Here is a 14812-nt window from a genome sequence, read left to right as displayed (position 1 = left end):
GTCCTCGATGGCTCGAGGTGCCGTGATGGCTTTCTGAATGTTCTGCCCACCGCGGCGGGTGATGCATTCGCCAACGGGTGGAACCTTCAGAATTTAATGGTTTAGGGATGCGACAAAAGCTTGAACAGTGGAGAGAAGATACTCGGCGTCATAGTCGAGCGTTGCCACATGGTAGCTGCGGGTCAGCCACCTAAATTCTACAGGAGCTGAACAATGTTCGAGAAAATATTTGTGAGAGCTATCTGACACAGTATGATCACCCAGTGAACGCAAATATAGAACCGGTGACTTCAATTGCGGAATCAGAGCACGAGTCTCTGCACCCAAAAGATGCAACTGATACACCGCCGCCGTCGGAACGATAGAATACGCGCCCTCACTCACGCCTGGAACCGCAATATCGGAACCGATTGCCTTGAGTATCGGCAGAACCTTAGCCATTTTGCCCGTATGGCGCATCATCGGGTTCACATCTACCATGTAGGGGTTAATCAGCACCGTGCCCACCACCGGCAGACGCGCCGATAGATGAGTTGCCACCGTGCCACCCATCGACATACCAATGACCATCACCTGCAGACCCTGATTAGTCAGGCGGCGGTACCCCTGCTCGGCAGAAGCCAGCCACTGCTGGTACGTACTATCACGCAAATCTTGCCAACGGGTCGCGTGACCAGTCAGTACAGGCATCTCCACCGCATAACCGAGCTCCATAAAACGCCGAGCCACCGGGCGCATACTGTGCGGCGAACCTGTAAAACCATGCACCAGCAAAATACCCACGGAATGCTGCCCCGAATCAGGGGCAAAAGAAACAGGGGAGTGGTCGAACGCATCCTGCTCTTCCCCGAGGTGACGCGCCAAAGATTCCTTAACATTTTGGGTCGCAAGAAGCCTGCACTCGCGAGCCTTACGCCCAATCCTCTTGACCGGTTCCAGTGAATTATCGAAAATGCTCATGCTCCTCCTTCGCCTACCTGCGGCACTATTAGCGCAGGTGCAGGCTCTATTGCGTACCAGCTCGGAACACCTGAGGTGCAACAATCCGGCGGGCTCATTGCCTCAAACGCACCGATACACCGGTGTGCAGAAAAATCGTTCCCTTTCTTTTATTATCTCGCTACGCTCCAGACAAGATAGAATTGACCCGGGAATATTTAGAGAGGAGACCCCAATGCCTAACACCGCCCTCTATTCAACGCTCAAGGTTCTTGGCTCGCCCCTGCTGCAGGGACTCTACCACCACGACGTGGTTGGCCTGGAAAACCTGCCCGAGGGACCCTACATCGTAGCCAGCAACCACTTGGCATTCTGCGACTCCATTTTTATTCCTCTCGCTATGCCGCGCACCGTGAACTTCCTCGCCAAGAGCGACTACTTCACCACCCCCGGCGTGAAGGGTCGCGCCATGGCGGCATTCTTCAGCGGCGTTGGCCAGCTTCCCATGGACCGCTCCGGCGGCCAGAAGAGCCAGGAATCCCTCAACGCCGGCGCGCAGGTCCTCAGTGACGGCGGCATCATCGGCATCTACCCCGAAGGCACCCGTAGCCCCGACGGACGCGGCTACCGCCCCAAGGTCGGTGTCGCCCGCCTCGCAGTTGAAGCAGGCGTGCCCGTAGTGCCCGTCGGACAGATCGGTACCGACCTGATTCAGCCCTCCGGCTCGAACCGTATCCGTCTGCGCCACGACGGCAAGCCCATCCAGGTGCGTACCATTATCGGCAAGCCCCTCACCTTCGAGGAATACACCGACGGTTCAGATCTGAGCCACCGCGTTCAGCGTGAAATCGCCGACCGTATTGGCTCTGAGATCCGTGCCCTCAGCGGCCAGGAATACGTGGACGTGTACGCCGACCGCGTCAAGAAGCTCATGGCTGATAAAAACATGAGCGCTGATGCGGCAGTCGCACACCTGCAGCACTAAACGTTGAGACAGCACCCTGAGACAGCACCCCGGGTGCACACATACGCCAGATGCATACATACGTCAGAGGGCGGGATGCGGTACGTGCCGCATCCCGCCCCTTCGTATGCGGCTCTGCAACGGTGTACATCAACCCGCTACGCATAAAACCCCTGCGTATCAACCCGCGTATTCCCGACACCTGGTGGCGCTATCTAAACATGTGAGATGTACCTGACTGCAGGGTTAGGTGTTGAAACAAGCAAGAGTACAATTAGGTCTGTTCAGCTTGAAGAATCGCAAGCCAGCACGCCGCACACGGCGCGCCGAGCACCCGAAACGCGGCTGAATCAGAAAACACACAAGACCATCCGATGGAGTGAAGATGAGCAATCAAAACCTCAGCACCTCGCAGGCTACCGACCACGGCCTGGACACCTGGCGTCAGCTGCACATTGACCAGCAGCCCACATGGAGCGAGCACGAAGATTTTGAGAGCACCATCGCCGAGCTGAACTCGGTACCCCCGCTCGTCTTCGCCGGTGAAGTTGATGCCATGCGCCAGGCGCTCGGTCAGGTTGCTGAAGGCCGCGCATTCCTCCTGCAGGGCGGCGACTGCGCAGAAACCTTCGCTGGTGCAACCGCCCAGAAGATCTCCGGCCGCATCAAGACCATCCTGCAGATGTCTGCAGTGCTCACCTACGGCGCCTCCATGCCCGTGGTGAAGATGGGCCGTATGGCGGGCCAGTTCTCCAAGCCGCGCTCCGCAGACATGGAAACCCGCGGCGACGTCACCCTGCCCTCCTTCCGCGGCGAGACCGTCAACGGTATCGACTTCACCCCCGAAGCCCGCGTACACGACCCCAAGCGCATGCTGCGCGGCTACCACACCAGCGCATCCACCCTGAACTTGGTGCGTGCCTTCACCAAGGGCGGCTTCGCAGACCTGCGCGCCGTACACCAGTGGAACCGCGGCTTTACCTCCAACCCCGCGCATGAGCGCTACGACAAGACCGCCAACGAAATCGGCCGCGCCCTCAAGTTCATGGAAGCATGCGGCGTGAACTTCGAAGCCCTCAAGACCACCGACATGTACGTCGGCCACGAGGCACTCGTGCTGGACTACGAGCGTGCCCTTACCCGCATCGACTCGCGCACCCAGCTGCCCTACGACACCTCCGCACACTTCCTGTGGATAGGCGAGCGCACCCGCGGCATCGACGATGCACACGTAGACTTCCTCTCCAAGGTCCGCAACCCCATCGGCGTAAAGCTGGGCCCGACCACCACCGCTGAGGATGCACTCGCACTGATTGACAAGCTCGACCCGAACCGCGAGCCCGGCCGCCTGACCTTCATCACCCGCATGGGTGCGAAGAACATCCGCGAGAAGCTACCCGCAATCGTTGAGGGTGTGCAGGCTGAAGGCGCGAAGGTCGTCTGGGTCACCGACCCGATGCACGGCAACACCATCTCCGTGCCCTCCGGCTACAAGACCCGCCGCTTCGACGACGTGCTCGACGAGGTTCGCGGCTTCTTCGAGGTACACGAAGCGCTAGGTTCGTTCCCTGGCGGTATCCACGTGGAAATGACCGGCGACGACGTTACCGAATGCCTGGGCGGCTCCGACGCTATCGACGAGGCAGCACTGGCTGATCGCTACGAGTCCCTGTGCGACCCGCGTCTGAACCACTCGCAGTCCCTGGAAATCGCGTTCCTGGTCTCCGAGTACCTCAAGAACCGCGCATAAAACGTTCATGCTTTTCGCCGCGATAGTTGGCGGGAAGCAGCCGACACGACAATGCCCGGGTCTTCACCTGACAAGGATGAAGACCCGGGCACATGCGTTTAACCTGAGTGCGGCGCAAGAGCGGCGCGGCAGGTGCTAGAAAGTCAGGAACGCCTCAAAATTACGCCACCACTCCGACTGCACCAGCGAAGTAGCAAGCCACCAGCCGGTAAAGCTCGCACCCATACCCATCAGAATCAACGCCAGAGCCCAACCGCCCACTGCCATACCCGAGGGCGGAGTCCTAAACTGCTTAGTCGGCATGCGAGGATCCTTCTTCGAAGACTGAGCCGAATCATCAGAAGTACCCGTAGGCTCCTCAGCCTCAGAAGCGCTCGCCGCCCCCTTAGCCTTCGAACGGTGCGAACCCGCGGGACTCAACGAACGTTCCGCCTGAATCGGGGCATACTCGCCGTTAGCTGAGATGAACTCCTGCTCCGTCTGCGGACCAATACCAACGGACTGAGTCTGAGGGCCCTTCGCACCCGCACGACGGTCAAGGAAAGAACCCAAATCGCGCTTAGCAGACTTTTTGCCCTTCTCCGGCTCGCCCTCAGAATCCTCGTCATAGGGAGCGGAACTTACCAGCGGCGGAATACCCTGGCGGTTCAGCACCGAGTCCTCAGCATCGACGTCGGCAAGGTGTACACCCTGACCAGTCGCCGATGCATCGTACACGAGGCTGTCGGGGGAGTACACGTCGTAGACCAGCAGATCGCGGGCATCGCTAAAAGCACTAATCGGGGTGTTACGCACCATCTGCGCGGCACCGCTACGCTCCGCGATATCGGCAATAGCCTCCCAAAGAGGAAGCTCCGGCTCCGGGCACGAGGGGGCACGCCAAGCACGCTCGTGCTCACCCAACGACTCAGAAATCTCCAGCAGGGCCGTAAACAGCTCGGTCGCATCCTCCGGGCGGGCGTGAGGCTGCTTGCGGGTACACCACGAAATCAGCCCCGCAATATCGCGGTCCGCACCCGGCGCAACATCGGTCAGCGCAGGCATCTCAATGTTGGCGTTGTGATAGAGCACTTGCTGGTCATTCTCCAGAGCAACAAAGGGCAGACGACCTGAAAGCATACGGTACATCATCACGCCGAGCGCAAAAATATCTGCCTGCGCGCCGACCTTCACCTTCGGATCAAGGACCTCCGGTGCAACGTATGCGGGGGTGCCCATGGGCGCACCCGCATCCACCTGATCATCACGGCGGGAAAGACCAAAGTCCGTGAGCTTCACCTGACCGTTAGCATCCAACAGGATATTGCCCGGCTTAATATCGCCGTGCAGGTAACGGTTCGCATGAACCTCCGAAAGTGCCTCCACCACCGGAATGAGGATATCCAGAGCCTCACCCAGGGACAGTGCATTACGCACACGTAGCAGCTGGCTTAGCGTACAACCGTGCACGTACTCGAGCACGATATACATGACTATCTGACCCGAAAAATATTCGGTACCCGACGAAATCACGCCCACCGTATGCCCGCCGCCACCCACCTGGCGCATCGAGCGCTCCTCACGGTGGAACTTCTGACGGTTCGCTGCATCCTCAGCCAGAGCGGGGGAGAGAACCTTGAGCGCAACCGGGTTATTCGACCACAGGTCCAGCGCATAATACACCTCGCTCATGCCGCCGCGGCCAATAAGCGAACCCACCTGGTAGTGACCCTCAATAATGGCGCCACTGAGCCACTGCGAAGAACCAATAGCGGTATCCGGGGCAGCGGGACGAGTGGCGGGAGGAACAGGAGTATTTGCAGAAGAACGAGGGTTCACAGGAGAAATCCGGCGTGGGCTGGGAGTATTCATACGTCTCAACATTTTAGCCCGCCCACCTGGGCAGAAGCGATGCCAAAGGGCACCGGGCAGGTGAACACTCAGCGAATTCTTAAGAAGCACCGACGGGTCCGAACCCAACCTAAGAACCGCCGGCAACGCGCAAAAGGAAAGGCACGCAGGAGAGCTCCCGCTCCAGATGCGGGTCAAAAGTGGTAAATACGTGTCAGCTCTGGCACTCTTAAAAGGTGACTAACGAAAATATTGCTCAGACCTTCGCCCTCGTCGGCGATTGGGTAACCATCCCCGAAATTGCGCAGGCCCTCGACCTTAAGGTGACCCGCGTCCACAACCTGATTTCTGACGGTACGCTCATCGCGCTGCGCGACCCGGAAACCAACGTGCGCAAGGTACCCGCACTGTTCATGAACGGTTCGCGAGTACTCGAATCCCTCAAGGGTACCCTCGCTGTCCTGAAGGATTCCGGCTTTAGCGATGAAGAAGCTATCGTGTGGCTGTACACCAGCGACGAGTCCCTGCCCGGCCGTCCCATCGACGCGCTGATTGACGGTCGTAAGACTGAAATCCGTCGCCGTGCGCAGGCACTGGCTTGGTAATACCAGCTTGGTAATAGCGGCTCAGTACTATAGCTAAATAGGTTGAGGCGGCATACTTCGGTATGCCGCCTCAACCTATTTAACGTTCTAACTGTGTTGAACCTCTACGCCTTGCGACGTAGCGCATCTATGCCTTGCGGCGCAGAGCACGACCCACGATATCGGTCAGCGCCGCATGCGTCAGCTCGTCCAGGTTCATCGCCTCCAGCGCCTCAAACACAGCCTGAGACTTCTGCTCAATCAGCTGCTCATGCTTGGCAAAAGCGCCCGAAGAAACCATCAGCTCACGGATGCTCTCCACCTGCTCATCGCTCAGCTCGGGGTTGCCCAAGCTATTGTGCAGAAGCGCCGCGTCCTTCTCGTCGAGGACGGCGGAGGTGAACGCCACCAGCACGGTACGCTTACCCTCACGCAGGTCATCGCCAGCGGGCTTGCCGGTCACCTCGGGCTGGCCGAAGACGCCCAGCTCGTCATCACGTAGCTGGAAACCCTCACCCAGCGGCAGGCCGAACGCACGGTAGCCGGCAAGTACCGGGTGCTGCTCGCTCACGGCACCGCTCTCCAGCGCGGCAGCCTGCAGAGCCAGAGCACCACCAATCGTGAAGGGGTGCTCGCATGAGTACTTGGCGGACTTGAAACGAATCACGTTCAGGGCACGCTGCAGAGCCGCCTGAGCGTCCTCGGTTTCGAGAACCTCGGAGTAGACATCCAGGTACTGGCCCGCCAGAACCTCGGTGCGCATCCGGTCAAAAATAGTGCGCGCAGGGGCCCCATAAATCGCTCCCTCGCCCAGAGACGCGAAAACCTCGGCAGACCACGCCAGGGTCAGGTCGCCGGCAAGAATACCGCCGGTCAGACCGTAGTTGAAAGCATCACCGCGCCAACTATTCTGCTCGTGCGCCGCCTCAAAACGCTTGTGCACGGAGGGAGCGCCGCGGCGGGTATCGGAGCGGTCGATAATGTCGTCGTGAATCAGTGCTGAGGTCTGAAACAGCTCCACCGCCATGCCGGCCTTCACAATAGACCAGGACGCGCGGTTCTCGGTTACGGCTGCGCCGCCGGCACCGCGCCAACCCCAGTAGCTCAGCAGGGCACGCAGGCGCTTGCCGCCGGTGGAGAGAGATTCAATAGCCTCAAGTAGGGGTAGGGTCTCCGAGGAAATGCCCTCAAGTAGCTCACGCTGGCGGGTAAAAAACTCCGCCATGAGAGTGTCAAAAGCGTGCAGGTAGGCTCGCTGCTCTTCAGCAATACGCTCGGCGAGGTGCGCAGAAGCTGCCGGGATATTCGGTGCCGCTACGGTGAGGCTCTCGGTCGCCTGGGGAGTGGGTGCTCCGGAAGGAGAAGGGGGAGTCATACTATCCTCGCTGATGGTCGCTATGTACGGTCCTGATGCCGTGCGGTGTGCACTTCTTCTAGCTTAGTGGAGAAAAGCCCAAGAGAGCGCATTTACGAATATATTTACGATATATTGCCTCCGTTTTTCGTAGAAATGTGCTATATTTTCGGTAGGTAGGCGTAGAAACTATGAGAGGAGGCGACATGGAACAGACGCGAACCGGTAAGGCTAGCGGCGCAGGGAACGGCCGCGTCATTATGCACCTGGACATGGACGCCTTCTTCGTCAACGTCGAACTCCTCGAAAACCCCGCTCTGCGCGGTGAGCCCATTATCGTGGCACCCCTGGGCCCCCGCTCGGTCGTCTGCTCCGCTTCCTATGAGGCACGTGCCCACGGAGTGCGCTCCGGCATGCCGCTCAGCCGCGCCCGGAACCTCAGCCCCAACGCTACCGTCCTGCCGCTGCGCGGCGACTACCGGCACTACTCCCGCGCCGTCATGGCTATCCTGAACGATCTGAGCCCATACGTGGAGCAAGTCAGCGTGGATGAAGCTTTCGTGGACCTCACCGGCGCCTATCTTCACGGCCAAGATCCCGTAGCCCTGGCGCAGCGCGCTCGCGACCGCATCGCGCAGGAACTCTCCCTGCCCTCCTCCGCGGGGGTGGCGCCTAATAAACTGCTCGCCAAAATGGCGTCTACAGGTAGTAAACCGAACGGGCTGTGGGTCATTCCGCCCGAGCGTGTTCAAGAATTTCTTGACCCGAGAAAAGTCAGCGACCTGTGGGGAGTGGGTGCGAAAAGCACCGAGCAGCTCTCTCGATACGGTATTCACACCATCGCCCAGATGAGGTCCATGAGCCTGGACTGGCTCAAAGAACGCTTCGGCGCTGCCCAGGGTGAGCACCTCTGGGCCATGGCGCGCGGCATTGATGAACGCCCCGTGATCACCGAACGTGAAGAGAAAAGCATGGGTGGCGAGCACACCTTTGAGACGGATACGACCGATGCCCAGGAGGTGAGTGCTGCCATTCGGGAGCTGAGTCTCAAGCTGGGAAAGCGCCTGCGATCGGTAGGGAAACTCGCCGGAGGGCTTAGCCTCAAAATCCGCTACAGCACCTTCGAAACGCACACCCGCGCTATAGCACTAAACGTGCCCGTGGACTCCGGTATGCAGATCGCCTCCCTGGCGTTGGAAGCCCTGCGAGCAGATGAAATCGTAGTAGGGCAGACGGCACCCCGCGCCCTGCGACTCATCGGAGTGCGCGCCGAAAAGCTCGCCCGAGCGGAAGACGGGGTGCAACAAACCCTCTTCGACTCCATCCAGAGCGGGGTAAACCCGCGCCCCGCACAAACCGCCTCCGCACAACGAGGGGGCGGGGGAGCGGGCAAAAGCTTCGGGAATGGTGTTCGCTCGGGTTCTGGTGCTCGCCTCGTGAAAAGCGGCAGATGGTCGGAGGTGGAGCACGTCATGGACGCGATTCACCGCAGGTACAGCAGCGAAAGCCTCAAGCCAGCCTCCGGGGTGGTTGCGCCGGAACAGAAGGTCGAGGAAAGGGCCGAGCAAAAGGCTGAGCAAAAGGTAGAGGAAAGGAACTAGGTCGAGGGAAATCGCCGCAGAAAGGGCTGCGCCCCCTCCGCGGAAGACCTTCAAGTACTTCTGCCTGAAAAAGAATGCGCTAACCCCACCCGGCGGGGTACGATGGGAGTCAAGCGCGCACCGCGCCAGCTGAAACACCGCAGCGACTGATACTGACCTTCATCTTGAGCAGAGACACCTCAAAGGAGAAAACAATGGCACTGTCCGAGCGTGAACAGAAAGTTCTGGACCAGCTCGAAGAGCTTATGAGCAGCGAGGACCCGAACTTTGCCTCCTCCTTGTCTTCTACCGGCAACACCGCACCCGTTTTTAGTGCCCGCCACCTGGCTCTCGGTATTCTCTTCGTTCTTATCGGTCTGGGCATCATTATCGGTGCGGTCGCATCTAATATGATCTGGCTGGGCGTATTCGGCTTCCTATTCGCAGCGGGTGGCGTGTACTTTGCGACCACCAGCAAGAAGACCCCGGTGGATTCCTTCCTCGGCGGTAAGGCAGAAGGTGCAGCCCGTGTGCGTCAGCGTGAGCAGAAGGAACAGTCTTCCTTCATGAACCGCCTGGAGAACCGCTGGGACGAGCGTAATCACGGCCAGTTCTAGAGCATTCAGGACGCAGAAGTTTTGCGGCCTAGCTTATAGGGCTACCCCCCTATCTCAAAACTCAAGACTGATCAAGCGGAGGTAAGAATTCTCTTACCTCCGCTTTCTCGTGCCCATTTTCTGCCCCAAGTTCCGGGTGCCGCGCGTTACGCCCCGAACAGCGAACATCTCTGAGTCCCCTTGAAGCAGGCAAACTGAGGGCGGCGCACTGAGCAGGAGCACACCCGAAGCTGTGAAGAAGATATGCGTAAGCGTTAAAAATGCAGAAGAGAGCATAAAAACACTAAAAGATACTCTGCTGGGTGGGGTAGGTGGTGGAAAGTGGGGTAAAGTGGAGGGGAAAGCTGAAAAGTCAGTCCTATCGTCGTGCCCTCAAGCAACCGACGAAGGCGCAGGGCCCGGCATACCCGCCCCCGCACCTCCATGGGATTGTGGAGCACCCCCGCTCCCGCAGACTTCAGTGCAACGGCACACATCAGGGGCACACATCGGGGAGGTGAAGTGAATGTTCCTAGGTACCTACTCACCACGAATGGACGCCAAAGGACGCATCATCCTTCCCGCCAAATTCCGTGAGGAACTCTCAGCAGGCCTCGTTCTGACCCGCGGTCAAGAACGATGCCTGTATGTTTTCCCCGCCGCAGAATTTGAACGCATCCACGAACGGATGCGCACCGCGCCCCTGCCCGGACGAGCCGCCCGAGACTTCCTGCGAGTCTTCCTCTCAGGAGCCTCAGACGAACTGCCCGACAAGCATGGACGCATCACCATCCCGCCGATACTGCGCCAATACGCAGGACTGACCGACAACCTCGTCGTCATCGGATCCGGTACCCGCGCAGAAATCTGGGATGCCGCAGCCTGGGAAGAATACCTCGCCCGCACCGAAGCTGAATTTGCCTCCCTCGACGAGGACCCGTTCAGTCCGCTACTCTAACCGGCATCCCGCCGACGCGACGGCTACCGCCCCGGCATCTCTAGCACCCGCACCACTCTTCCGTAAGCTTTCCCGCAGGACAAACTCTCACAGGAGCACCCATGAGCGTAGACCACGCCCCCGAAACCGGTACGACCGCATCCGGCGCTGCCGCCAAGGTCACCGGCGCATCCATTGAGAACCTCTCCCAGCGTGAAGCCAGCGAACGTCACGTGCCCGTGATGCTGGACCGCTGCATTAACCTGCTGGCACCCGGCATTGAACGCGCCGTTGAGGAGCGCGGCACCGCCTACGTTATTGATGGCACCCTCGGTATGGGTGGCCACTCCGAGGCGTTGCTTGAACGCTTCGAGAACCTTGTGCTCATCGGCATTGACCGCGATCTGCAGGCGCACGCCATCGCCGGTGAACGCCTGGCGCGCTTCGGTGACCGCTTCGTACCCGTGCACGCCGTCTACGACGAAATTGACCGCGCCATGGAAACCGCCGGCGTGCAGGGCATCGACGGCATCCTGATGGACCTGGGCGTCTCCTCCATGCAGCTGGACGAACGCACCCGCGGCTTCGCATACTCCTACGACGCACCCCTGGACATGCGCATGAACTCCGAAGACGAGCTCACCGCCCGCATCGTCGTCAACGAATACAGCGAAGATCAGCTGCGCCGCATTATCCGCAACTGGGGCGAAGAGAAGTTCGCATCGCGTATCGCCCGCGCCATCTGCACCGCCCGCGCCAACGCACCTCTGGAAACTACCGGTGAGCTCGTGCGCATTATCCAGAAGGCTGTGCCCGTCGCCGCGCAGCGTACCGGCGGTCACCCCGCCAAGCGCACCTTCCAGGCGTTGCGTATCGAAGTGAACCACGAACTGGAAGCCCTCGAACGCGCCGTACCGGCGGCCCTGGAGGCGCTCAACCTCGGCGGCCGATTCGTCGCCATGAGCTACCACAGCCTCGAAGACAAAATCGTCAAGAGGGCACTGACCGCAGAGGCAATCTCCAAGGTGCCCAAGGGCTTCCCGGTAGAGCTTGAAGAGCACAAGCCCACCGTCAAAATCATTACCCGCGGCGCCGAACCGCCTACCGACGAGGAAATCGAACAGAACTCTCGCGCCGCCAGCGCCAAGCTGCGCGCCGCCGAGAAGATCCGCATCCCCGCCAAGTAGAAGACAGAAAGCGAAGAAGAGTGAGCACCCAGCACGCATCCCCGCGCCCCACCCGCACCCAGGGCGCCCCGCGGAGTCGACGCGCCGGTTCCTCGCGCCCTGCCGCCGGCACCCCCGGCGCCGTTGGCTCTACCCGCGCATCCTCTACAGGCGGCTCCACCGGGGCAAGCCGCGCCTCCACCCGAGCTCACTCCGGTCGCACCCGTACCGCGCGTCTTGAGCCGGTCACTGCATCTCAGCCGGTGGTCCGCCCCGTCAGCACCGCAGCATCGCACGGCGGTAAGCGCACCTCGACGAATGCGAGCCGTGTGCCTTCGAGCGTTCGTGCGGCAGCCCGCACCGAAGAGCCCCGCGAGGAGAAGCCGAAGTCGCGTCACCCGCTCTCGACCGTGCGCCGCCGAGCCCGTAAGCTCAGTCCGCCCACCATGCTCGCTGTTTTTGCGGCAATTCCGCTGACCCTGGTCTTTATTCTGCTGCTCAATGTGCTGATTGTGACCCGCCAGTACGACATGGTGGATTTGCGCGCGCAGGAGCAGCAGCTTGTGCAGGAAAACCAGGCGCTGCAACAGGAGATTGGCTTCAAGGAAGCCCCGCAGGATTTGGCGATACGCGCCAGTACCCTGGGCATGTTTGTGAGCTCTTCGCAGGCGACCCTGAACCTGCAGTCCTCCACGATTGAGGGCACCCCCGCCCCGGTGGCAAGCCCGACCGGTGCTGAGGGAAACAAGCAGGAGAACCTGATTTCGCCTCCGGCGGCTGGCTCGAACGAAAGCTACGCCAAGGGCATCGTGGATGCGGACAAGTCCGTTCAGCAGCGCCACGGCCAGGCGAGCGCGGCGGCTAAGGCATCTGCAAGCGCCTCGGCGAGCCCTGCTCAGCAAACTAACTCAGCTCAGCAGGCTAACCCGACCCAGCCTGCACCGAGTGCCTCGGCTAGCTCTGCTACCGCACCGAGCGCCGCTCAGCAGCCCGCGGCAAGCCAGCCCGCACGATAAACAACATTGACCACAGGATGCGTAGCATCACCGATAGACCAGACCAGCGAAAGGACCACCGCATGAGCTCTGACGCGCGTAAGAACGCGAACGAATCGGCATCCGGTCAGCCGGATCTGACCCGCCGTGGCTTCGTCGCAGGCGCCGCAGCCACCTGCGCTCTGGGCGTTATCGGTGCGAACCTGTTTATCCGCCAGGGCTTTGACCCCGGTGCGGTGGCGAATGCGTCCCGTCAGAAGCGTCTGCGCTCGCAGGTGCTACCTGCTGTGCGTGGCCAGATTCTCGATATCAACGGTAACGTTATGGCGCGTACCGTGCAGCGTTATAACCTGACCGCAGATCAGAGCGCCGTGGCGACCTTTAAGCGTTACAACGAGGATCGCACTCAGAAGGTTGAGGTCACCCCCAACCAGCTGGTGTACGAGATGGTTGATATTCTCAAGACCGTTGACCCGGGCATTACCGACGAGTTCATCAAGTCCAAGCTGGACGGCACCTCAAAGTACTCGGTGATCAAAGCAAATATCACCCCGGAAATTTTCAATAAGATTGATGCCCTGGGTGCGCCCTTCATCTACGGTGAGGCGTTCTCCCAGCGCCTGTACCCCAACGGTAGTGTGGGCGGTTCCGTGGTCGGTAAGTACAACATTGTTGAAGAGGCAGACGGCAACGGTACGGGCGGTACGGTGTCCCGTAACTACTCCGTGGGCATTGAGCGTGTCTTTGAGAAGGAGCTTGCCGGTACCCCCGGTGAGCGCACCTACGAGATTAGCGCTGATGGCGTGCGTATCCCCGTAGCGAAGGAAGAGCAGCGCCTGGCGGTGGACGGTAAGAATATTCGCCTAACCATTAACCGTGATGTGCAGTATTTTGCGCAGCAGGTGGTGCGTGCCCGCGCCGAGGAGCTGAAAGCTGAATGGTGTACCGCCATTGTTATGGATGTGCGTGACGGCTCCATTTTGGCTCTTGCTGATTCCTCCACGATGGACCCGGGCGCGGCAACCATTGAGGACGCGGCGGACATGACCCCGCGCGCTATTTCGCAGAGCGTGGAGCCCGGTTCGACCGAGAAGATGCTAACTGCTTCGGCGCTGATTGAGCAGGGCCTGACGACTCCGACTAGTGTGTATGATGTGCCCGCGACCCTCACGATTGACGGCCAGACTTTCAAGGATGCGTTTGAGCACGGGGCGCAGCGGCGTACTTTCTCGGGCATTATTCATGACTCGATGAACACCGGTACGGTGCTGGTCGGTCAGAAGCTCAGCAAGGAAGAGCGCTACAACTGGTTGAAGAAGTACGGCGTCGGCGAGTTTACCGGCATTGAGCTGACCGGTGAGGAGCAGGGTATAATCGCTGATTGGCGTGATTGGGATGGCCGTCAGCAGTACACTGTGCTGTTCGGTCAGGGTGTTGCGCAGACTCCGCTGCAGACCGCCATGATTTTCCAGGCGCTGGGCAATAAGGGCGTTCGTCTGAAGCCGCGCATTGTGGACGCGATCATTGACGCCGACGGTACCGAACATAAGCGTGCCGTAGAGCCTGGCGAACGCATGGTCAGCGAGGAGACTGCCGCTTCCTGCCTGACTCTCATGGAGAATGTGGTGGAGCAAGGCCACGCCCGTCCGGCGAAGGTGACCGGCTACCGCGTGGGCGGTAAGACCGGTACTGCGGAAACTCCGAGTGAGAAGGGCGGCTACGACGGCAACACGACGTCCTTTATTGGTGTGGCGCCGATTGAGAACCCGCAGTTCTTGGTGGCGGTGACCATGCAGCGTCCTGAGGGTAGCGTGGGTGCGAACGGTACGACGGCTGAGTTCTCCAAGATTATGGAGAAGACCCTGCACACCTATAATGTGCCGCGTTCTACCGGTGAACCGGAGTTGATTCCGCTTTTTGCTGAGGATAGCCCCAATAAGACGAGCTAAGGGCAGACGGGGGAGAGGTACCCGGTAGCTGATTCGTGATGAAGAAGCTCCGATACTGAACACCTGTCGAAGCCTAAAGCCCGTAGAATATTGAATGACCCTGTGTGCCTTGAGCGCATTGACCATACAGAGCTCACCGCTTCGGACAGTGGTGAGGAAAGAAGGACG

The 14812-nt window shown here is 60.0% G+C and carries 12 protein-coding genes; 9 read left to right on the top strand and 3 right to left on the bottom strand.

Annotated elements, in window-relative coordinates; all coding sequences use genetic code 11:
• Nucleotides 1-93 precede the first annotated feature (93 nt).
• Nucleotides 94-960 (bottom strand): alpha/beta hydrolase, encoded by an 867-nt coding sequence (locus NML54_RS04680; RefSeq protein ID WP_254756181.1) that lies wholly within the window; start codon nucleotides 958-960, stop codon nucleotides 94-96.
• 214 nt (nucleotides 961-1174) lie between these two features.
• On the opposite strand from NML54_RS04680, the gene NML54_RS04675 reads away from it, so the two are divergent.
• Both NML54_RS04675 and NML54_RS04670 read left to right on the top strand, forming a co-directional pair.
• Nucleotides 1175-1924 carry a lysophospholipid acyltransferase family protein gene (locus NML54_RS04675; RefSeq protein WP_254756179.1) on the top strand — a complete coding sequence of 250 codons (750 nt, stop codon included), beginning with the start codon at nucleotides 1175-1177 and terminating at the stop codon, nucleotides 1922-1924.
• Nucleotides 1925-2288: 364 nt separating this feature from the next.
• The gene (locus NML54_RS04670; protein WP_254756177.1) at nucleotides 2289-3653 is read left to right on the top strand and encodes a class II 3-deoxy-7-phosphoheptulonate synthase; all 1365 of its coding nucleotides are present in this window, start codon (nucleotides 2289-2291) and stop codon (nucleotides 3651-3653) included.
• Nucleotides 3654-3788: 135 nt separating this feature from the next.
• On the opposite strand, the gene NML54_RS04665 is transcribed toward NML54_RS04670, so the two are convergent.
• Complete coding sequence (locus tag NML54_RS04665; RefSeq protein WP_254756175.1) at nucleotides 3789-5471, bottom strand: serine/threonine protein kinase; 1683 nt, start codon at nucleotides 5469-5471, stop codon at nucleotides 3789-3791.
• Between the two features lie 248 nt (nucleotides 5472-5719).
• Here NML54_RS04665 and NML54_RS04660 point away from each other — a divergent pair, with 248 nt between their 5' ends.
• A complete protein-coding gene (locus NML54_RS04660) occupies nucleotides 5720-6088 on the top strand; it encodes an Rv2175c family DNA-binding protein (RefSeq protein ID WP_005506572.1) in 369 nt (122 codons plus the stop codon).
• Between the two features lie 127 nt (nucleotides 6089-6215).
• Here NML54_RS04660 and NML54_RS04655 read toward each other — a convergent pair whose 3' ends face one another.
• Nucleotides 6216-7442, bottom strand: a complete 1227-nt coding sequence (locus NML54_RS04655; RefSeq protein WP_254756173.1) for a polyprenyl synthetase family protein — start codon at nucleotides 7440-7442, stop codon at nucleotides 6216-6218.
• Nucleotides 7443-7627: 185 nt separating this feature from the next.
• Between NML54_RS04655 and dinB the strand changes: the two genes are divergently transcribed.
• The 6 genes from dinB (at nucleotide 7628) to NML54_RS04625 (ending at nucleotide 14644) form a co-directional block, all read left to right on the top strand.
• Entirely contained in the window at nucleotides 7628-9022 is a 1395-nt protein-coding gene (gene dinB / locus NML54_RS04650; protein ID WP_254756171.1) for a DNA polymerase IV, read from the top strand.
• A gap of 194 nt (nucleotides 9023-9216) precedes the next feature.
• Entirely contained in the window at nucleotides 9217-9618 is a 402-nt protein-coding gene (locus NML54_RS04645) for a DUF3040 domain-containing protein (RefSeq protein ID WP_254756169.1), read from the top strand.
• Nucleotides 9619-10123: 505 nt separating this feature from the next.
• Nucleotides 10124-10555, top strand: a complete 432-nt coding sequence (gene mraZ / locus NML54_RS04640; protein ID WP_254756167.1) for a division/cell wall cluster transcriptional repressor MraZ — start codon at nucleotides 10124-10126, stop codon at nucleotides 10553-10555.
• Nucleotides 10556-10656: 101 nt separating this feature from the next.
• A complete protein-coding gene (rsmH, locus tag NML54_RS04635) occupies nucleotides 10657-11721 on the top strand; it encodes a 16S rRNA (cytosine(1402)-N(4))-methyltransferase RsmH (protein ID WP_254756165.1) in 1065 nt (354 codons plus the stop codon).
• A 20-nt stretch (nucleotides 11722-11741) separates the two neighbouring features.
• Complete coding sequence (ftsL, locus tag NML54_RS04630; RefSeq protein WP_254756163.1) at nucleotides 11742-12716, top strand: cell division protein FtsL; 975 nt, start codon at nucleotides 11742-11744, stop codon at nucleotides 12714-12716.
• A 62-nt stretch (nucleotides 12717-12778) separates the two neighbouring features.
• The gene (locus NML54_RS04625; RefSeq protein WP_049345236.1) at nucleotides 12779-14644 is read left to right on the top strand and encodes a peptidoglycan D,D-transpeptidase FtsI family protein; all 1866 of its coding nucleotides are present in this window, start codon (nucleotides 12779-12781) and stop codon (nucleotides 14642-14644) included.
• Nucleotides 14645-14812 lie beyond the last annotated feature (168 nt).

It is taken from the genome of Rothia gullae (assembly GCF_024294905.1).
Lineage (GTDB): Bacteria > Actinomycetota > Actinomycetes > Actinomycetales > Micrococcaceae > Rothia.
Note: the sequence above shows the minus strand (reverse complement) of the source record. Positions and strands in the feature narration are given on the sequence as shown.

Bases quoted from the DNA above. Each gene is read 5' to 3' on its own strand.
- NML54_RS04680 (WP_254756181.1), bottom strand. From the start codon at position 960: ATGAGCATTTTCGATAATTCACTGGAACCGGTCAAGAGGATTGGGCGT.
- NML54_RS04675 (WP_254756179.1), top strand. From the start codon at position 1,175: ATGCCTAACACCGCCCTCTATTCAACGCTCAAGGTTCTTGGCTCGCCC.
- NML54_RS04670 (WP_254756177.1), top strand. From the start codon at position 2,289: ATGAGCAATCAAAACCTCAGCACCTCGCAGGCTACCGACCACGGCCTG.
- NML54_RS04655 (WP_254756173.1), bottom strand. From the start codon at position 7,442: ATGACTCCCCCTTCTCCTTCCGGAGCACCCACTCCCCAGGCGACCGAG.
- dinB (WP_254756171.1), top strand. From the start codon at position 7,628: ATGGAACAGACGCGAACCGGTAAGGCTAGCGGCGCAGGGAACGGCCGC.
- NML54_RS04645 (WP_254756169.1), top strand. From the start codon at position 9,217: ATGGCACTGTCCGAGCGTGAACAGAAAGTTCTGGACCAGCTCGAAGAG.
- mraZ (WP_254756167.1), top strand. From the start codon at position 10,124: ATGTTCCTAGGTACCTACTCACCACGAATGGACGCCAAAGGACGCATC.
- rsmH (WP_254756165.1), top strand. From the start codon at position 10,657: ATGAGCGTAGACCACGCCCCCGAAACCGGTACGACCGCATCCGGCGCT.
- NML54_RS04625 (WP_049345236.1), top strand. From the start codon at position 12,779: ATGAGCTCTGACGCGCGTAAGAACGCGAACGAATCGGCATCCGGTCAG.